The organism is Sphingomonas sp. 320_CC, assembly GCF_059691795.1.
This window is the reverse complement of record NZ_JCAWAE010000002.1, coordinates 295852-314701: the sequence shown is the minus strand read 5'-3', so window position 1 is coordinate 314701 and position 18850 is coordinate 295852. Positions and strand designations below refer to the sequence as shown.

General features: G+C 66.1%; 14 protein-coding genes and 1 tRNA gene. 6 read left to right on the top strand and 9 right to left on the bottom strand.

Translation table 11 applies throughout. From position 1 onward, the window contains the following. Positions 1-59: 59 nt before the first annotated feature. Complete coding sequence (locus AC59GX_RS08295; protein WP_426279860.1) at positions 60-2618, bottom strand: TonB-dependent receptor; 2559 nt, start codon at positions 2616-2618, stop codon at positions 60-62. 208 nt (positions 2619-2826) lie between these two features. Beyond that, the gene (ligA, locus tag AC59GX_RS08290) at positions 2827-4950 is read right to left on the bottom strand and encodes an NAD-dependent DNA ligase LigA (protein WP_426279859.1); all 2124 of its coding nucleotides are present in this window, start codon (positions 4948-4950) and stop codon (positions 2827-2829) included. 113 nt (positions 4951-5063) lie between these two features. Here ligA and AC59GX_RS08285 point away from each other — a divergent pair, with 113 nt between their 5' ends. Together AC59GX_RS08285 and AC59GX_RS08280 are read left to right on the top strand one after the other, a co-directional pair. Beyond that, positions 5064-6035: an SDR family oxidoreductase gene (locus tag AC59GX_RS08285; RefSeq protein WP_133020412.1), complete on the top strand. Its 972-nt coding sequence runs from the start codon at positions 5064-5066 to the stop codon at positions 6033-6035. A 127-nt stretch (positions 6036-6162) separates the two neighbouring features. Beyond that, positions 6163-6507, top strand: a complete 345-nt coding sequence (locus AC59GX_RS08280; protein WP_426279858.1) for a hypothetical protein — start codon at positions 6163-6165, stop codon at positions 6505-6507. A gap of 132 nt (positions 6508-6639) precedes the next feature. Here AC59GX_RS08280 and recN read toward each other — a convergent pair whose 3' ends face one another. Then, positions 6640-8304, bottom strand: coding sequence for a DNA repair protein RecN (gene recN, locus AC59GX_RS08275; RefSeq protein ID WP_426279857.1), 1665 nt, complete (start codon positions 8302-8304; stop codon positions 6640-6642). An 80-nt stretch (positions 8305-8384) separates the two neighbouring features. Then, a complete protein-coding gene (locus AC59GX_RS08270) occupies positions 8385-9284 on the bottom strand; it encodes an outer membrane protein assembly factor BamD (RefSeq protein WP_426280390.1) in 900 nt (299 codons plus the stop codon). A gap of 244 nt (positions 9285-9528) precedes the next feature. Between AC59GX_RS08270 and AC59GX_RS08265 the strand changes: the two genes are divergently transcribed. Further along, the gene (locus AC59GX_RS08265; RefSeq protein WP_426279856.1) at positions 9529-10353 is read left to right on the top strand and encodes a class I mannose-6-phosphate isomerase; all 825 of its coding nucleotides are present in this window, start codon (positions 9529-9531) and stop codon (positions 10351-10353) included. A gap of 301 nt (positions 10354-10654) precedes the next feature. After that, positions 10655-11830: a glycosyltransferase gene (locus AC59GX_RS08260; protein ID WP_426279855.1), complete on the top strand. Its 1176-nt coding sequence runs from the start codon at positions 10655-10657 to the stop codon at positions 11828-11830. A 139-nt stretch (positions 11831-11969) separates the two neighbouring features. Here the strand turns inward: AC59GX_RS08260 and AC59GX_RS08255 are convergent, their stop codons facing one another. Genes AC59GX_RS08255 through yajC form a run of 4 tightly spaced genes read right to left on the bottom strand, consistent with a single transcriptional unit; the run spans position 11970 to position 15280 of the window. Then, positions 11970-12344, bottom strand: coding sequence for an MTH938/NDUFAF3 family protein (locus AC59GX_RS08255; protein ID WP_426279854.1), 375 nt, complete (start codon positions 12342-12344; stop codon positions 11970-11972). Positions 12345-12351: 7 nt separating this feature from the next. Then, on the bottom strand, positions 12352-13317 hold the full coding sequence (secF, locus tag AC59GX_RS08250; protein WP_426279853.1) for a protein translocase subunit SecF: 966 nt from the start codon (positions 13315-13317) through the stop codon (positions 12352-12354). A 14-nt stretch (positions 13318-13331) separates the two neighbouring features. Further along, on the bottom strand, positions 13332-14936 hold the full coding sequence (gene secD, locus AC59GX_RS08245) for a protein translocase subunit SecD (RefSeq protein ID WP_107954621.1): 1605 nt from the start codon (positions 14934-14936) through the stop codon (positions 13332-13334). Beyond that, the gene (yajC, locus tag AC59GX_RS08240) at positions 14936-15280 is read right to left on the bottom strand and encodes a preprotein translocase subunit YajC (protein WP_056066746.1); all 345 of its coding nucleotides are present in this window, start codon (positions 15278-15280) and stop codon (positions 14936-14938) included. Before yajC ends, secD begins: the two co-directional genes overlap by 1 nt. 170 nt (positions 15281-15450) lie before the next feature. Here yajC and AC59GX_RS08235 point away from each other — a divergent pair, with 170 nt between their 5' ends. Both AC59GX_RS08235 and AC59GX_RS08230 read left to right on the top strand, forming a co-directional pair. Then, positions 15451-15759, top strand: coding sequence for a putative quinol monooxygenase (locus tag AC59GX_RS08235; RefSeq protein WP_426279852.1), 309 nt, complete (start codon positions 15451-15453; stop codon positions 15757-15759). Positions 15760-15852: 93 nt separating this feature from the next. Beyond that, positions 15853-15929, top strand: a tRNA-Pro gene (locus AC59GX_RS08230). Positions 15930-16139: 210 nt separating this feature from the next. Here the strand turns inward: AC59GX_RS08230 and AC59GX_RS08225 are convergent. After that, positions 16140-18422 (bottom strand): NADP-dependent malic enzyme, encoded by a 2283-nt coding sequence (locus AC59GX_RS08225; RefSeq protein ID WP_426279851.1) that lies wholly within the window; start codon positions 18420-18422, stop codon positions 16140-16142. Positions 18423-18850 lie beyond the last annotated feature (428 nt).

Genomic DNA, 18850 nt, shown 5'->3' with positions numbered 1-18850 from the left:
AAGTCCGCCGCATCCCGAAGGAAGCGGCGGCCAATTCGACCGACTAGTTCAGTTATATTTTAGAAGCCGAAGTGCACCGATCCGATGAACGTACGCGGTGCACCGAAGGTGAAGCGCGGGTTGTTCGATGCAACGGTGTTCGTGCTCAGGTTGCCGAAGTAGCGCTCGTTCAGCAGGTTCGACACGTTCAGCTGGAAGAACGTGTTGTCCAGGCCGAACCGCTTCATGTCGAAGCGCGCATCGAGATCGACGATCGTGTAGCCCGCCGACTTCAGATCGTTGACGTCGGTGACCCAGCGGCTGCCGGTACGCTTGACCTGCACGCCGACCGAGACCGGCTCGAACGACACCTGCGCACGACCGCCATACTGCCACTCAGGCGTCTCGACGACGAACTTGCCCTTCGTTGCGACGATGATCGCACCCGTGATTGGATCGGTCGCGTCGTTCTTCAGTTCCGAGTCGAGGTACGAGACGAACCCGTACACCGAGATGTGCTTGATCGGCTGGATGCCGAGGCTGGCATCGATGCCCTTGCTCTCGACCTTGCCGACGTTGCGATCGAGGCTCTGCGTGCCGCCACCCTCGAGCTGCACCGTCGAGCTGATGATGCGGTTCTTGTACGAGATGTACCAGGCTGCGACCTGCGCCTGGATGATCCGCGAGCTATAGCGAAGGCCAAGATCGAACGAGTCGGTCTTTTCCGGCTTCACTTCGGCGACCGGCGCGATCTTCACGTCGTCGAACGAGTAGAGGTTGTCGGTCTTGGGAACCGAGACGCCCTTCGCATAGCTGCCGAACATGCCGAGATGATCGAAGATGTTGTAGGTGAAGCCGACGTTCGGAAGCACCGCGTCATAGGCCTTGATGCGGTTCTTGTACGGGAGGCCAAACCCAGCAGTAGCGGGCGTTGCGCCAACCTGTGCCGCGGTCTGCGAGGTGCAGTATGCGTCGCTCGAGTTGCCGGGGATGGTGTAGCAATAGTTCGACAGGTTGCGACGGAAGAACGGTGCGCGGACACCGAGCGTCAGGTCCAGCTTGTCTTCGAAGAACGTGCCGCGATACTCGCCCGAAACCTGGTGGAGGATCGCGTAGGACAGACGGTTGCGCTTGTTCAAAACGTTCCCGGCGGCATCGTTGACCGCATAGGGACCTTCGCCGTCCAGAGCGCTGAACACTTCATAGGGGCGGCCAAACGGATCGAGCAAGCTAGCTTCGCCGGTCTGGCGGTGACGGGCGCGATCCCAGGTGTAGGCGAGGCGGACCGCGTTATGCGAGTCGAACTCGTAGCGCAGATTGGCGATCGCGGTGAAACGCTGCGTGCGCGTGTTCGATGGCCAGTAAACGCGGACAAAATCGAGCTGGTCGCCATCGCCGTTCAGATCCGCACCCGCTGCGATCCCGGCGCCGACGCGCTGATACTGCTGCGCATAGGTGCCGTTGGCGGTCGTCGCCCCGGCATTGCTCTCGGCCATCAGCGTCGATCCGCCGCCGTTCGCGCGCGTGAAGCTGTACGCACCGTCGAACGTGAAGGTCAGCTTGTCGGTGATGCCGAAGCGCGAATTGACACGGACGTTGCCCGTGTTCGACGGGTTGATCGCGGTGCCGGCGACATTGTTGCACGAGTTACGATCGTTCTGCACCGTGCCGCGAACGCCGGCAGCCGATGCCAGGTTGCAGCTGCGGTCGTACAGATACGTGGGCGACGTGTCGTCGAACACATAATCGTACTGCGAATTGCTCAGGTCGAGCGTGTACGGGTTTGCAGCCGTGATCGCCGTGGCGGCTGGGATGGTCGTTCCGCCAGCGGCGAGCCGGGTGCGGATGTTCGCGATCGTCGGGTTGCTGTACGAGCTGTTGCGGTTCTGGTTGTAATGCGCTGCGATCGAGATGAAGTCGCGGCCGCTGCCGATCGGCTGGTAAATCTTGCCGTTGAACTGCTGCTTGTTGATCTTCCCGTAGCCACGGAACTGGTCATAGGTCTGCGTGCTGGCCGACAGCCATGCCTTGGTGCCGAACGACGTGAAGGTACCAGTGTTCAGCAGCACGAACGCACGGTTCATGTCGTTCGTGCCGTGCGAGAATGCGCCAGCCGCGCTGATCTTGTCGGTCGGCGTGAGCGAACGGTAGTTGACCGTACCGCCCGAAGCGCTGGCGGTGGGCGAGTCAACGTCGGTGGCGCCGAAGTTGACGTTGACCTCCTGGATCAATTCCGGGTCGAGCTGCTGGTTCGAATAGATCGAATAGTTGCCCGAATCGTTGAGCGGGATACCGTCAAACGTCAGCGAAACGCGGTCACCACTGAAACCGCGAATACGCAACTGGCCACCCGAACCGCCGTAAGGGTCGCTGTTGGTAAAGCTGACGCCAGGGACGAGGTTGATCGTATCGAGGATGGACTGGCCCGGCGTGCGACGCTCGATGAGTTCCTGCGTCAGAACGGCCTTGGCTTTGGGCGTATCGGGCGTCTGGATACCGTTGACGCTTGGCGTGCCGCGCTGGCCGCTGACGACGATTTCTGGGTTTTCTGCTTCGATCGTGGCGGTCGACTGAGCGAAGGCTGCAGCCGGAATCATGAGCGCGGCGAAAGCAACGCCGCAAGCAAGCATGGTACGCATCTGAATAATGTCCCCTTAGAGCCCGTAGCTCTGGATGTCGGCTTTCCCACCGGACATCCGTGCCCCTGCACGCCGGATATTTCGGTTCTGTGACATTGGCGAGTCGGTAAGTGTCACAGACGCACTCCGTCATGGTGCGTTGCAAAAAAGCCACGCAATCGAACCCTTTCGGGGCAGTTGGAACCAATACCGAGAGTGTGGGCCGCGCCTAGCTGGCGGCGACGATCGCGGCCCATTCGGCTTCGGTGATCACCCGGATGCCGAGGTCGGTGGCTTTCTTGAGCTTCGATCCTGCGCCGGGGCCGGCGATGACTAGGCCGGTCTTGCTCGAAACCGACGCGGCAACGCGGGCACCGAGCGCTTCCGCCTGCGCCTTCGCCTCGTCGCGGCTCAGCGTTTCGAGGCTGCCGGTGAAGACCAGGATCTGGCCCGTCACCGGCGACTCGCGCGTCTCGTGTACGACGTCCGCGGGCTTCACTTCGCGCAACAGGTCGAACACGACTCGGCGGTTGTGCGGCTCGGCGCAGAAGCCGACGAGTGCGCTCGCGACCTCGGGGCCGATCCCCGCGGTCTCGATCGCGCCGACCAGCAGCTTGTCGCGGCGGAGCACGAATTTCCGCTCGGGTTCGCCGATGACCGGTTCGATCTGGCCGCGCAGGAACACCGCGTGACGGAGCACCGTGCCGAGCGCGCGTGCGGACACATAGCGTCGCGCAAGGTCTCGTGCGGTAATCTCGCCGACGTGGCGGATGCCGAGCGAGAACAGGAAGCGGTCGAGCGGGATCGTCCGCTTGGTCTCGATCGCCGCGATCACCTTGGCCGCCCAGACGCGCCCGTCCTTCTTGCGCGCGGCGAGTTGCTCCTCGGTCAGGCGGAAGATGTCGGCGGGCGATTCGATCAGCCCGTCGCGGAAGAACGCCTCGATCAGCGTCTGGCCGAGGCCGCCGATGTCGAACGCATGGCGCGACGCGAAGTGGATCAGCCGCTCGACTCGCTGCGCCGGGCAGATCAGTCCGCCGGTGCAGCGATAGACGACCTCGCCTTCCTCGCGTTCGGCCGCCGACCCGCATTCGGGGCAGACATGCGGAAAGACATACGCTTCGCGCTTGGCGTCCGGGGTCAGGTTCTCGACGATCTGCGGGATCACGTCGCCGGCGCGCTGGACGAGCACGCGGTCGCCCGGCCGCACGCCCAATCGCTCGATCTCGTCGGCATTGTGGAGGGTCGCGTTGGTCACGACGACGCCGCCGACGGTGACGGGGGACAGCCGCGCGACCGGGGTCATCGCACCGGTCCGGCCGACCTGGATGTCGATCTTCTCGAGTAAAGTCTGCGCACGCTCGGCGGGGAATTTGTGCGCGATCGCCCAGCGTGGTGCCTTGGCGACCTGACCCAGCCGCGCCTGCCAGTCGAGCCGGTCGACCTTGTAGACCACGCCGTCGATGTCGAACGGCAGGTCGGCGCGCTCGGCTTCGATCTTGCGGTACACGTCGAGCGCCGCGGCCGTTCCTTCGACCCGCGCGAACCCTTCGGCGATCGGGAAGCCCCAGCCGCGCAACGTGTCGACGACTTCGGCCTGCGTTTCGCCCGGCACGACGCTCGCCTCGCCCCAGCCATGCGCGAGGAACCGCAGCGTCCGGCTTGCGGTGACGCTCGCGTCCTTCTGGCGCAGCGATCCGGCGGCGGCATTGCGCGGGTTGGCGAACTGTCGCGCGTCCTTGCCGGTCTCCTTGGCCTCGGCGAGCAGGCGCGCGTTCAAGGCGGCGAAGTCGTCCTTCGCCATATACACCTCGCCGCGAACCTCGAAGACTGCGGGCGCTTCGCCGTTCAACTGTTGAGGAATGTCGCCGATGGTCCGGACGTTGGCGGTAACGTCCTCGCCGACCTGGCCATCGCCACGGGTCAACGCCTGCACCAGCCGCCCGTCCTCATACCGCAACGAGCACGACAGCCCGTCGATCTTCGGCTCCGCGGTCAGCGCGACCGGTTCGTCGTCCGCCAGCTTCAGGAACCGGCGCACGCGCGCGACGAACTCCTCGACCTCATCGTCCGCAAACGCGTTGTCGAGGCTCATCATCGCCTTGGCATGCGCGACTTTCGCGAGGTGTCCCGCGGGTGCAGCACCGACCGTCCGGCTCGGCGAATCGCTCCGCACCGTAGCCGGAAACGCTGCTTCAACCGCCGCATTGCGCCGCACCAGCGCATCATACTCGGCATCGCTGATCTCGGGCGCGTCGTCGGTGTGATAGCGCGCGTTATGATACGCGATCAGCGCGGCGAGCGTCTCCAGCTCGGCGGCGGCTTCGGTTTCGGTCGCGGGAAGGTCTGACATCGCGCCGGGTTAGGGGAGGGGGCCACCTTTCGACAAGACCTCGATCAACATGGCGTGAACATTCGCCCGAGTTGCGCGCTGACATCCCAAGGCATTTTCAGGGAAACATGATCATGACAGACACCAGCCGTCGAGACCTCTTCAAGGGCGCCGCCGTCACCGGCCTCGCCGCCGCCGCCGCACCCGCCTTCGCGCAAGGTGCTGCTCCACTCGCCGATCCGAAGACCAAATATCCTTCGCAACCGTTCCCCGAACAGCGCCAGAAATGGCCCGCGCTCCAGCGCAACATGCACCCCGTTCCCGATTGCGGGGAGGCAAGCTATCGCGGGTCTGGGCGCCTGGCCGGTCGCAAGGCACTCGTCACCGGCGGCGATTCGGGGATCGGTCGTGCCGCCGTCATCGCGTTCTCGCGCGAAGGCGCCGACGTCGCGATCAACTATTACCCGACCGAGGAACCCGACGCGCAGGACGTCGCCAAGCTACTCCGCGCGGAAGGGCGCAAAGTCGTCCTGATCCCCGGCGACCTGACCGATGCGAAATTCTGCAACGACCTGATCGCGCGCGCCAATCGCGAGCTTGGCGGGCTCGACATCCTCGTCAACAACGCGGCCTATCAGCAGTCGAAGGACTCGATCGCCGAGATCAGCTTCGAGCAGTTCGATCGCACCATGAAGACGAACGTCTACGCGATGTTCCACCTCTGCAAGGCGGCGATCCCGCTGATGAAGCCAGGCGCCTCGATCATCAACACCGCGTCGGTCAATTCGGTCAGCCCGGAGAAGGAGCTGCTCGACTACGCCTCGACCAAGGGCGCGATCCTGATCTTCACCAAGGCGCTCGCCAAACAGCTCGCCAAGCAGGGCATCCGCGTCAACGCGGTAGGGCCGGGCCCGATCTGGACGCCGTTGCAGGTCGCGGGCGGGCAATTGCCGGGCAAGATGGGCGAATTCGGGCAGGATACGCCACTCGGTCGCGCCGGTCAGCCGGCCGAACTGGCGGGCCTCTACGTTGCGCTGGCGGACCCGAGCGACAGCTACACCACCGGCAGCTTCTTCGGCGCGAACGGCGGCACCGGCGCGTCTTGAATTCGCCCATCACCCCGGCGAAGGCCGGGGGCCAGTTGGCAAGGTCGTTGTAAGGGAGCACCGTGTTCCCCAGCTAAACTTTCCCAACTGGGCCCGGGCCTTCGCCGGGGTGGGATCGGGGGGTGCGATGAAAACAGCAGTTACGATCATCGCCATAGTCTTTGCCGCGCCCGCTGCCGCCCAGCAGACTCACGTCTCCCCTGAGCCCGCCCCGGCGATCGGCTATGACTGGAACGACGATTCGTCCGCGGACGACCGTGTCCAGCAATCGCTATGGCCGCGCTCCGACGCCAGTGCCGCCGGGCTCGGCGACATGATCCACGCTGAACAGGCGCCGGTCCGTGCGGTGATCCACGAAGACGGCGATTTCGGCAGCCGGGCGCTGCACGGCCTGCGCAAAGTCGGCGGCGATTACATCGTCGTGCCGGTGCTGAAGATCCACTTGGGTCACCCGCGACAGGCGATGCCCTGAGATCAGCCTTTCGCGGCACCGTTCTCCCGCGAACGCGGGAGCCCAGGGTCAAGGACGCTGTGGGTGGTATCCTGGGCCCCCGCCTTCGCGGGGGAACAAGACCGGTGGTAAATCCATCTGAACCTGAGCGCGTTAAGCCCGCTCGAGCAACCGCTCCGCCTGAGCCCGCGCTTCATCCGTAATCTGCGCGCCCGACAGCATCCGCGCGATCTCTTCCCGCCGCTCGTCCTCGCTCAAGGCCCGCACGCCGGTCCGGGTGACCGTGCCGTCGCTGCTCTTGGCGATCAGCAGATGCTTCGCCCCCCGCGCCGCGACCTGCGGGCTGTGCGTCACCACCAGCAGCTGCGTGCTCAATGCCAACCGCGCGAGTCGTTCGCCGATCGCGCTCGCCACCGCCCCACCGACGCCGCGGTCGATCTCGTCGAACACCATCGTCGACGCGCCGCCCTCTTCCGCCAACGCCACCTTCAGCGCGAGGATGAAGCGCGACAACTCGCCGCCCGACGCGATCTTGGTCAGCGCCGCGAACGGCGCACCGGGATTGGTCGAGATCTCGAACTCGACCCTGTCCTTGCCCGCCGCCGACCAGCCCTCTTCACCCAGCGGCGCGACCACCGTCTGGAACCGCGCCGCGTCCAGCTTCAACGGCGCCAACTCACCCGCAACCGCCACGTCGAGCCGCTTTGCCGCAGCCAGCCGCCGCTTCGTCAAAGCATCGGACGCCGTATCGAACGCCTTCCGCGCAGACGCCACCCGCGCCTCGATCTTCGCGATCCCGCCTTCGCCGGCATCGAGCCGCTCCAGCCGCGCGCGCATCTCGTCCGCCAGCGCTGCAAGATCATCCGGCTGCACGCGGTGCTTGCGCGCCATCGCCCGAAGCTCGAACAACCGCGCCTCGTCATCCTCCAGCGCGCGCGGATCATACGCCATGTCCGCCCGCGCATCGCGCAGGCTCTCCTCAGCAACCGACGCCTCGATCACCGCGCGATCGACCGCCGCCAACGCATTGCCGAGCGCGACATGATCTTCAGCGATCCGCTCGAGCACACGCGCGGCTTGGCGCAGCTTTGCCATCCCGCCGTCCTTGCCCTCGAGGAAATCGTCGATCGCCGCCAGGTCGTCCGCGATCTTCTCCGCGCGCTGCATCGACCGCCGCGTATCTGCCAGCGTCTCCTCCTCGCCGGCGACTGGCGCCAGTGCAGTCAGCTCTGCAACCGTATGCTCAAGCCATTCGCGATCCCGCGCCGCCGTCTCGATATCCGCCCGCGCAGCCGCTAACTCGGCTTCGGCCGCACGGAAACCCGCATACGCCTTGCCCGTAGCCCCAAGCTCGGTCCGCCCGAAAATATCCAGCAACGCCCGGTGCCCGCGCGCATTCAGCAACCCGCGCTCGTCATGCTGCCCGTGGATCTCGACCAGATGCGGCGCCATCTCGCGCAGCAGCCCCGCCGAAGCTGGCTGGTCGTTGACGAAGCCACGACTGCCGCCGTCCGCCTTGACGATGCGCTTCACGATCAACGGCTCGCCGTGCTCGATCTCCAGCCCGTTCTCGTCGAACAACAGCGCGAGTGGCGACTCGGGGGCAGGGGCATCGAACGTCGCGGTCACCACCGCCTGCGCCGCGCCGTGCCGGACCAGCCCGCTGTCGCCACGTCCGCCCAGCGCCAGCCCCAGTGCATCCAGCAGGATCGACTTGCCCGCGCCGGTCTCGCCGGTCAGCACGCCTAGCCCTTCGCCGAATCCCAGATCCAGCGCCTCGATGAGCACCACGTCGCGAATGGAAAGATCGGTCAGCATTCCGCGCGTCTTAGACGATCCGCACGCGAAGTTGATCCCCCATTGTTCTCACGCCCGGGTTCTCATGGCGTATTCCCTGATCAGTTGCCGGGGCCGGTCCGCGTCGCGCTGCCCGGACCGACGGGTGCGGGGCTGGAAACGCTGCCCGCGCCCGTGCCACCGGTGTTGCCGTTCGCCTTGGGAAGCTCCAGCGCCCCGGTACCCGGCGTCCCTGCGGTTCCTGTCGGCACGACTGCCTCACCCGGTGCCAGCGGTGCAATCGGCTTTACCGGATGGTCCTGCATCAGCTTGTAGGCGTGATCATACCAGTCGGTGCCCGGATAGTTGCGACCCAGCACCGCGGCGGCCTTCTCGGCCTCGATCGGCACGCCGAGCTGCAGATACGTCTCGGTCAGCCGCATCAGCGCCTCGGGCGTGTGCGTGGTCTGCTGGAACTTGTCGATCACGGTGCGGAACCGGCCGTTCGCTGCGAGCCACTGGCCGCGCGTCTCGTAGAACCGCCCGATCTCCATCTCCTTGCCGGCGAGATGGTCGTTGACCAGATCGATCTTCAGCCGGGCATCCGATGCGTAACGCGTGTTCGGATACCGCCGCATCAGCTCGCCGAGCGAATCGAGCGCCTGCCGCGTGATCTTCTGGTCGCGCGTTACGTCGGTGATCTGCTCGTAATAGCCGAGTGCGATCAGGTAATAGGCATAGGGCGCGTCGCGGTTACCCGGATGCACCGCGAGGAAACGCTGCGCCGAGCTGATCGACGCGGTGTAGTCCTTCGCGAGATAATAGCTGAACGCCGACATGATCTGCGCACGGCGCGCCCAGATCGAATAGGGATGCTGGCGCTCGACCTCGTCGAACAGCTGTGCCGCCTCCTTGTAGCGCCCCTGGTCGAGCCGCGCCTTGGCGGTCGAGTACAGCGTGCCCACGTCGCGCGCGACGTAAGGAAGGTCGCCCTTGGCGGAACGACCCGCACAACCGGCCATGGGGAGCGCAAGCGCTGCGATGAGCGTGACAGCAAAGGCACGCGACATGCTCGGAAGGGACTGGGGGATACGCATCGGCGTTGTCCTTAGCGTATGCGGGGCTTCGCGAACAATCCCTTTCGCCACCCCCGTTCGGCGCCTGAATACCGGCCCTGCGGTTGTCGACCATGGGGGCTTTCCGTGAGCCGGATCACACGGCAATAGTCGTGCGTTGCCGACCCGTCATTCCAGTCGAGGATATCCCATGCCCGCCACCCTGCTGCACACCCACCGCGTCGAGAAGCCCTGGGGTCGCGACACGCTCTGGCCCGGGTTCGAGGATGCCGCCCCCGGCACGCCGCCGATCGGCGAAGTCTGGTTCCAGGAGCCCGGCAACACCACGCCGGACCTGCTGATCAAATACCTGTTCACCAGCGAGAAGCTGTCGGTCCAGGTTCATCCCAACGACGAACAGGCACACGCCCGCGGCCTGCCGCGCGGCAAGGACGAGTGCTGGACGGTCCTCGCCGCCGAGCCGACCTCGACGATCGCGGTCGGCACGAAGCAGCCGATCTCGAAGGACGAACTCCGGCAGTCGGCGATCGACGGCACGATCGAGGACAAGCTCGACTGGAAGCCAGTCAAGCCGGGCGACTTCATGTACTGCGCGTCGGACACGATCCACGCGATCGGCGGCGGCCTGACCGTGATCGAGGTCCAGCAGAACTCCGAGACCACCTACCGCCTCTACGATTACGGCAGCGACCGCGAGCTTCACCTCAAGGACGGCATCGAAGTCGCCGACCCCACGCCCTACGTCCCCGTCGCGCCGCCGATCGAAGTCGAGACCGGCCGCACGATCATGGTCGAAGGCCCCAAGTTCGTGCTCGAGCGCTGGAAGGGCGGCGACCACGTCGTCAACCTGCCCGAAGGCACAACCGGCTGGGTGATCCCGATCACCGGCTCGGGCGATGTCGCAGGCGTCGCGTTCAAGGCTGGTGAGTGTGCGACGATGACGGGCACCGAAACGGTCTCGACGAGCGCGGATGCCGACGTGCTGTTCGCGTATCCGCTGGCGAAGCGAATCTGAGCAACACCTTCACCTCCCACCTCCTTGTTCTCCCGCGAAGGCGGGAGCCCAGTCTGGGTCCCCGCCTTCGCGGGGAAACAATGTAATCGAGGGCAACCACTCCTCATATGAACACCACCCCGGCGAAGGCCGGGGCCCAGGTGGAAAGGTGGCAATAATGGAGAACTACGCTCCGTTAGCTACGTCCCCCAACTGGGCCCCGGCCTCCGCCGGGGTGGCGTCTTGTGAGCAAGTTCGCGTTCCACGACATCGAGCCCCCAAACTCACCCCACATTAACCCGCCCCCTGTAACCCCCAAACCATGCTCCGCATCCTAACCCTCTCCACCCTGTTCCCGGATGCGACCCGCCCCAATTTCGGCGTCTTCGTCGAACGCCAGACGCTCGGCCTCGCCGCGCACCCCGACGTTTCATTGCAAGCGGTAGCACCGATAGGCCTCCCCCCGGGCCCGCTCCGCCGCCTCGGCCACTACGCGGCCCTCGCCACGCTCCCGACGCACGAACGCTGGAAGGGCATCGACCTCCACCGCCCGCGCTTCACCGTCCGCCCGTTCCTCCAGGGCCGCCACCACGCCGCAGCGTTGCAGCGCGCGCTCATCCCCGTCCTCGACACGATCCGCGAAGACTTCGCGTTCGATGTCATCGACGCCTCGTTCTTCTTCCCCGACGGCCCCGCCGCGGTCGCACTCGGCAAGCGCTACGGCGTCCCCGTCTCGATCAAGGCGCGCGGGTCCGACATCCACATCTGGGGCAACGCGCCCGCCACCGCCGCGCAGGTCCGCGACGCAGGCTGCAACGCCGCGGGCATGCTCGCCGTCAGCGCCGCGATGAAGGTCGACATGGTCGCGATGGGATTGCCCGCCGACCGCATCCGCGTCCATCACACCGGCGTCGACCAGGACCGCTTCCACCCCGTCGACCGCGCCGCCGCCAAGGCAGCGCTCGGCGTAGCGGGCCCGCTAGTCGTCTCGGTCGGCGCGCTGATCCCACGCAAGGGCCACGACATCGTCATCGACGCGGCCGCCGCGCTCCCCGGCGTCACGCTCCTGATCGCAGGGCAGGGCCCCGCGCGATCGACACTGGAAGCACAGATCGCGCGACTCGGCGTAGCCGACCGCATCCGCCTGCTCGGCGCCGTGCCGCACGCCGAAATCCCGAAGCTGATCGCCGCTGCCGATGTCAGCGCGCTTGCCTCCGAGTCCGAAGGCCTCGCCAACGCCTGGGTCGAATCGCTCGCCTGCGGTACCCCGATCGTCATCACCGACGCCGGCGGCGCGCATGACGTGGTGACATCCCCCGAAGCTGGCCGCGTCACGATTGGCGACTCGCTAGCGTTCGCCGCCGCGATCGGCGCCCTACTGGCCGATCCGCCGTCGCCCCAGGCGACGCGCGCCACAGTCGCCAGCTTCACCTGGGAAGCCAACACCGCCGCGCTCTACGAGCATTTGGCGACGCTAGCCGCGAATCACCGAATCTAGAATCCTCCCCCGCCAGGGGGAGGTGGCACCGAAGGTGACGGAGGGGGAGGAACTCGCAACGACCGTTGCCCTTTCCTCCCCCTCCGTCTGGCAAGCGCCAGCCACCTCCCCCTGGCGGGGAAGGATCAGCAGTCTCAGCTCACCCCTCGAGCGGGTACAGCGCCGCCACGATCCAGCGACCTTCGCCGCGCAGAACCGCCCAAGCCCGAGCGGCAGCACGGCTATCCATGGCCTCGATCCCGAACCCCCGTGCCTCGACCGCCTTCTTGAACGCAAGCGGCGGCTGACGCAGCGCGGAACCGGTACCCAGCAACAGGAACTCCGGCGGCGGATCGAGCGCCAGCAACGCCGCCACATCCGTCGCGCTCAGCGTCTCGAACGCCGGCGGCTCCCAGCCATCCGCGCGCTCGGGACTGATCGACAAAGCGGTATAATAGCCGTCGTCGACCTTGAACCCGGCCCGACCGATTGCCGAGATCATCGGCCCATCAGTCTTCTCGCGGTCCATCCTCATGACGTGATCAACGCTCGACCTTCGGGCCAACCCGCTCGGCACCGTCCTGCACGCCGCCCTTGCGCGGAGCAGGATCGGCCCGCAGCCCCAGCGTGATCAGCAGCGACGACGACACGTAGATCGACGAATACGTGCCGACGACGATGCCCAGGATCATCGCCGCGGTGAACCCGCGCAGCACGTGGCCGCCCAGCACCAGCATCGCGACCAGCGCGAGCAGGATCGTCACCGACGTCATCACCGTACGTGGCAGCGTCTCGTTCACCGACAGGTCGGTGATCTCGCGCATGTCCATCTTCCGATAGCGGCGCATATTCTCGCGGATACGGTCGTCGATGACGATCTTGTCGTTGATCGAGTAGGAGATGATCGTCAGCACCGCCGCGACGATGTTCAGGTCGAACTCGAACTGCGTCAGCGCGAAGAAGCCGAGCGTCATCAACAGATCGTGGACGATCGCGACGACGGTCGACACGCCGAACTGCCACTCGAACCGGACCACCGCGAACAGCGCGATGCCGAGGATCGCGAGGCCGACCGCGAGCAGACCCTTGCTGATCAGCTCGTCCGAGACCTTGCCCGAGATCGTGTCGTACTTGGAGAACGTTGCGCCGGGGAACTTCACGGCGAGGTCGTCCGACACCTTCTTGACGAGGCGGTTGGTAGCACCTTCGTCGCCGGCGGGCACGGGCAGGCGGATCGACAGCGTCTTGGGATCGCTGAACGACTGGATCGAGGCTTCGCCGACGCCGAGCCGATCGACTTCGGTACGGACCGCGTCGATCGACGGCGGGGTCGCGAACTTCTCCTCGATCAGGACGCCGCCGACGAAGTCGACGCCCATGTTGAGGCCCTTCGTCACGACGAGGCCGACCGCGAGCAGGGACAGTAGCAGGGTCAGCCCGAACGCCCATTTGCGGAGCGAGACGAACTTCAGGTTCGTGTTGTCGGGTACGAGTTTCAGCAGGCGCATGGTTATCTCCCGCCTCAAATATTGATCGTGGTGGGGCGGTTCTTCCGCAGCCACAGCGCGACCATCATCCGCGTGAACGTGACGGCGGTGAACACCGACGTGCAGATCCCGATCAGCAGCACGACCGCAAAGCCCTTCACCGGACCCGAGCCGAGCAGCAGCATGATCACGCCGGTGATGGCGTGCGTCACATTGGCCTCGAAGATCGTCCGCGATGCTTCCTTGTAGCCGAGCTCGACCGACTGGACGACGCTACGCCCGCGTCGCCGCTCCTCGCGGATACGCTCGTTGATCAGCACGTTGGCATCCACCGCGGTACCGATCGTCAGCACGAACCCGGCGATACCGGGCAACGTCAGCGTCGCGTTCAGCATCGCCATGACCGCGACGATGACCAGGATGTTGATGACCACCGCGAGGTTAGCATACAGCCCGAACCGCCCGTAGGTGACGAACATGAACACGATCACGAGCAGTGCGGCGACGATCGATGCCAGCACGCCGGCGCGGATCGAATCCTTGCCGAGATCGGGGCTGACGGTGCTCTCGGCGATGGTCTTCAAATTGACCGGCAGCTTGCCCGACCGCAGCGAGATCGCCAGCGCGTTCGCCGACTCGACGGTGAAGTTGCCCGAGATCGACGCACGACCGCCAAGGATCGGCTCGTTGATGTTCGGCGCGGAGATCACCGAATTGTCGAGGATGATCGCGAACGGCTTGTTGGTGTTCTCGGTCGTGACCTTGGCGAAGCGACGGCCACCGACCGCGTCGAACGTGATCGCCACCTGCGGCGCGTTGGTCTGCGGTTCGAACTCCTGGCGCGCATCGGCGAGCTGGTCGCCCGAGATGATCACCGAACGCTTGACCGCGATGAACGGCACGCCGCGCGGATTACCCGGATACGGCAGCACCTGGCTGCCGACCGGGGCGATCCCCTTGACCAGATCGGCCGGGTTCGCGGTCTCGTCGACCAGCTTGAACTCGAGCTTGGCGGTCTTGCCGATCAGCTCCTTCAGCGCCTGCGGGTTCTTCAGCCCCGGCACCTGGACGACGATCCGCGTCGCGCCTTGGCGAACGATCGTCGGCTCCTTGGTCCCGAGCGCGTCGATACGACGACGGACGACTTCGGTCGCGTCCTTCATCGCTGTGTCGACCGCCTGCGTCAGGCCGGCCTGGGTCGGCTTGAGCACGAACCGGCTCGTGTCGACGACGTTGATGTCCCATTCGCGCTGGCCGCTCATCCCGGCGCCGCCGCCGGTGATCGCCAGCAGGCGCTCGCGCGCCGCATCGACCTGCGACGGATCGCGCAGCAGGAAGGTCAGCTGGCCGCCCCGCGTCGAAATGTCGCCGATCTCGATCCGCGGCGTCCCGTTGCGCATCGTCCCCGCGACGCTGTCGCGCATCGCCTCGATCCGCGTCGCGGCGAGGTCGGCGGTATCTGCCTCGAGCAGCAGATAGCTGCCGCCGGCGAGATCGAGCCCGAGGTTGATGTGCGGATGCGGAATCCGCCCCCATTGGCTCGTGGTGCTCTCGGGGAGGAAGCTCGGGATCGCCAGCAGGCACAATGCCGCCAGCAACCCGATGATCGACCCGATTTTCCAGCGCGGGAAGTCGAGCATCAGTCGTTCGCCGGCTTCGTGTTCGGGCTGGTGATGTCGGTCAGCGTCGCCTTGACGACGCGCACGCGGACATTCGGCGCGATCTCGACCTCGACGACATTATCCTCGACCTTGGTCACCTTGCCCAGGATCCCGCCCGACGTCACGACGCTGTCGTTCTTCTTCACTGCAGCGACCGACGCCTGCAGCGCCTTCATGCGCTTTTGCTGCGGACGGATCATCAGGAAATAGAACACGACGAACACGAGGAAGAGCGGCGCGAGGCTCAGGAACGAGGCGATCCCGCCTCCCGCCGTCGTGGCGGCGCCGTCTGCGGCCTGGGCGTATGCTGGTGAGATGAACATGGAGTTCCGTATCTGTGAAGGGTGGCTCGGTTCGCGCGCCGCGCGGCCGGTCGCATTGGTCCGCCCGCTATCATCGCTTGGTGTCCCGTGCAACTGACGCAGGCGCGGACGGTTCGTGTAGAGACCACGATGAAGTCACGGCGAAACCGGGGCGAAACAGGAGAGATGCGATGATTCTGGTGATGGGACATATCAAGCTGGCCACAGGCGAGGGCGCAAAGATCGCCGATACGTTGATCGCGCACATGGCCGCCTGCGCCAAGGAAGACGGCTGCGAGTTCTACAATCTCGCGCTCGACCTGGTCGATCCCGACCTGATCCGGATTTCCGAACGCTGGGCGAGTCCCGAAGCGATCGCCGCGCACGGTCAGGCCGATCACCAGAAGGCCTTCGGTCGCGCCCTGCGCGCGTACACCATCGAGCAGGTCAGCGTGAAAGCGTATGACGGCAGCTTCTGGCGCACGCTGATGGGCGACTGAGGCAATTCTTGCGGGCAAGCGGCGTTGCGACTTGCATCGCGCGCCGACCCTGCGTAGAGCGCGCGGCTCGGGCTGCTATGCGGCCCGTTCGGTCGGAGCGTAGCGCAGCCTGGTAGCGCACCACACTGGGGGTGTGGGGGTCGCAGGTTCGAATCCTGTCGCTCCGACCATTTTCTTACATCGATGAAAAGACGCAGCGCTGCTGGCCAAGCCGCGCGCGTTGGTTTTTACGCGACGCTCGCCCCGCCCACAACCGCGCTCCCCTCCCTGAAAGGGAGGGGCTGGGGGTGGGTAGGCCGGCTTGAGTCTCACCGGTCCGAACAGGCGGAAGCCGACCCACCCCCAACCCCTCCCTGCCAGGGAGGGGGGCAGAAGAAGGTTTACGCCGTCTCGCTCACCGTCGCCGCATGACCCACGGCCACCGCGCTCAAGTTAACGATCCCCCGCGCGGTCACGCTAGGCACCATCATCTGCAACGGCTTGGCGAGCCCCAGCAGCATCGGCCCCAGCGGCAGCGACTCGGTCGATGCCGACAGCAACGACACCGCGATGTTCGCCGCATCGATGTTCGGCATCACCAGCAGGTTCGCCGACCCGGTCAAAGGGCTGTCCGCGACCAACCGCCGCCGCAGCGCCTCGGACAACGCCGCATCGCCGTGCATCTCGCCATCGAACTCGAACTCCGGCGCCGCGTCCTTCAGCAACGCATGCCCGGCGCGCATCTTCTGCGCCGAGGGCGACCGCGACGCACCAAAGCTCGAATGCGACAGCAACGCCGCCTTCGGCTCGATCGCGAACGCGCGCACAGCCTCGGCCGCCAGCAACGTCATCTCGGCGATCTGCTCGGCGGTCGGATCGACCGTCACGTGCGTATCGCAGAAGAACAGGCTCCCGGTGCGCAGGATCACCGCCGACATCGCATACAGCCGCGAGACGCCCGGCATCCGCGGTATCAGCGGCATGACGTAGGTCATCTGCGTCCACCAGTCGCCGATGCCACCACAGAGGGCCGCATCGACGCGACCCTCGCGCAGCAGCATCGCCGCCGCCACGCTCGGCCGAGTCCGCAGAGCGCGCTCGGCGCTATCGGGCGGCGATCCGCGACGGCCGACCAGCGCGTTATACCCGGCGAGCAACGGATCGAACACTTCGCGGTCGGTACCCGGATCGAGCACTTCGACATCGGTGCCGATCGCCATCCGCAACCCGCTCGACTGGATCTTCTCGGCGATCACCTCGCGCCGCCCGATCAGCACCGGCCGCCCAATACCCTCGTCGATCACCGTCTGCACCGCGCGCAGCGTGCGGTCGTCCTCGCCCTCGCCATAGGCGATCGAGCGCCCCGCCTGCTTGGCGCGCGCGAAGATCGGCCGCATCAACTGGCCCGAGCGATACACGAACACTTCGAGATCGCGCAGATACGCATCGAAATCCTCGATCGGCCGCGTCGCTACGCCCGAGTCCATCGCCGCCTTCGCCACCGCCGGCGCGACATGCAGGATCAGCCGCGGATCGAACGGCTTGGGAATGATGTAGGTCGGCCCGAACACCGGCGTCGCGCCGCCGTAAGCGGTGACCACCACATCGGACGCCGTCGCACGCGCCAGGGCCGCGATCGCATCGACCGCCGCGACCTTCATCGCCTCGTTGATCTCGGTCGCGCCGACGTCGAGCGCCCCGCGGAAGATGAACGGGAAGCACAGCACGTTGTTGACCTGGTTCGGAAAATCCGAGCGGCCGGTGGCGATGATCGCGTCGGGCCGGGTCGCATGCACCAGTGCCGGCTGGATCTCCGGCTCCGGATTCGCCAGCGCCAGAATCAGCGGATCGGGCGCGAGCAAATGCAGCCATTCCTGCTTCAGCACGCGCGGTGCCGACAGCCCGAGGAAGATGTCCGCCCCCTCCAGCACGTCCGGCAGGGTCCGCGCGTTGGTCGTGCGCGCGTACCGCGCCATGTTCGGCGGCATCACGTCGCCGCGATCCTTGTGCACGACGCCGGCGATATCGGTCAGCGTGACGTTTTCGGGATTGAGCCCCATCGACACCAGCAGGTCGACCGTCGCCAGCGCCGCCGCGCCCGCGCCCGACGTCACCAGCTTCATCTGGTCGAGCCGCTTGCCGCGCAGTTCGAGCACGTTGCGGACCGCGGCTGCACACACGATCGCGGTGCCGTGCTGGTCGTCGTGGAACACCGGGATGTTCATGACCTCGCGCAGCTTCGTCTCGATCTCGAAGCATTCGGGCGCCTTGATGTCCTCGAGGTTGATCCCGCCGAACGTCGGCTCGAGCACGCGGACCGCCTCGATGAACGCCTGCGGATCGAGCTGGTCGATCTCGATGTCGAAACAGTCGATCCCGGCGAATTTCTTGAAGAGCACCGCCTTGCCCTCCATCACCGGCTTCGACGCGAGCGCACCGATCGCACCGAGCCCGAGCACCGCGGTACCGTTGGTGATGACCGCGACGAGATTGCCCCGCGCGGTATAATCCCGCGCCTTGTCCGGATCCGCGGCGATCTCCTCGCACGCTGCGGCGACGCCTGGCGAATAGGCGAGCGCGAGATCGCGCTGCGTCGCCATCCGCTTGGTCGCCTCGACCGAGAGCTTACCGGGCTTGGGATAACGGTGATAATCGAGCGCGGCTTTGCGGAAATCGTCTTCCATGGTCTTCCTAACCTGTCGGCCGCGGCGGCGACCGGGTTGAGCGCGCGGGCAAGGCCCGCGGCGAATGTTCAAGGGAGCGCATAGCCTTAGGCGCACCGATCCGCCAACCCCGCGCGGACGTAGCGTCGGTTTGGGTGGGGAGGGTGCACCATATGCCACCACCCCGGCGAAGGCCGGGCCCAATTGGAACGTCGGACCTAACGAAGCGCGGTCCTTCGTCAGCATCGTCCCCCAGTTGGACCCCGGCCTCCGCCGGGGAGGTGCAGACGAGGGAAGTGGCAATCCTCCCCCGCAAGGGGGAGGTGGCACCGAAGGTGACGGAGGGGGAGGCAAGCGGTCACCTCCGTTGCGTGTCCTCCCCCTCCGTCTGGCAAGCGCCAGCCACCTCCCCCTAGCGGGGGAGGATCGAAGAACCGCCAAATTCCCCT

What these genes read in the sequence shown, in the direction of transcription:
- AC59GX_RS08295 (WP_426279860.1), bottom strand. Translation starts at nt 2,618, where the DNA reads ATGCGTACCATGCTTGCTTGCGGCGTTGCTTTCGCCGCGCTCATGATT.
- ligA (WP_426279859.1), bottom strand. Translation starts at nt 4,950, where the DNA reads ATGTCAGACCTTCCCGCGACCGAAACCGAAGCCGCCGCCGAGCTGGAG.
- AC59GX_RS08285 (WP_133020412.1), top strand. Translation starts at nt 5,064, where the DNA reads ATGACAGACACCAGCCGTCGAGACCTCTTCAAGGGCGCCGCCGTCACC.
- AC59GX_RS08280 (WP_426279858.1), top strand. Translation starts at nt 6,163, where the DNA reads ATGAAAACAGCAGTTACGATCATCGCCATAGTCTTTGCCGCGCCCGCT.
- recN (WP_426279857.1), bottom strand. Translation starts at nt 8,304, where the DNA reads ATGCTGACCGATCTTTCCATTCGCGACGTGGTGCTCATCGAGGCGCTG.
- AC59GX_RS08270 (WP_426280390.1), bottom strand. Translation starts at nt 9,284, where the DNA reads ATGGCCGGTTGTGCGGGTCGTTCCGCCAAGGGCGACCTTCCTTACGTC.
- AC59GX_RS08265 (WP_426279856.1), top strand. Translation starts at nt 9,529, where the DNA reads ATGCCCGCCACCCTGCTGCACACCCACCGCGTCGAGAAGCCCTGGGGT.
- AC59GX_RS08260 (WP_426279855.1), top strand. Translation starts at nt 10,655, where the DNA reads ATGCTCCGCATCCTAACCCTCTCCACCCTGTTCCCGGATGCGACCCGC.
- AC59GX_RS08255 (WP_426279854.1), bottom strand. Translation starts at nt 12,344, where the DNA reads ATGAGGATGGACCGCGAGAAGACTGATGGGCCGATGATCTCGGCAATC.
- secF (WP_426279853.1), bottom strand. Translation starts at nt 13,317, where the DNA reads ATGCGCCTGCTGAAACTCGTACCCGACAACACGAACCTGAAGTTCGTC.
- secD (WP_107954621.1), bottom strand. Translation starts at nt 14,936, where the DNA reads ATGCTCGACTTCCCGCGCTGGAAAATCGGGTCGATCATCGGGTTGCTG.
- yajC (WP_056066746.1), bottom strand. Translation starts at nt 15,280, where the DNA reads ATGTTCATCTCACCAGCATACGCCCAGGCCGCAGACGGCGCCGCCACG.
- AC59GX_RS08235 (WP_426279852.1), top strand. Translation starts at nt 15,451, where the DNA reads ATGATTCTGGTGATGGGACATATCAAGCTGGCCACAGGCGAGGGCGCA.
- AC59GX_RS08225 (WP_426279851.1), bottom strand. Translation starts at nt 18,422, where the DNA reads ATGGAAGACGATTTCCGCAAAGCCGCGCTCGATTATCACCGTTATCCC.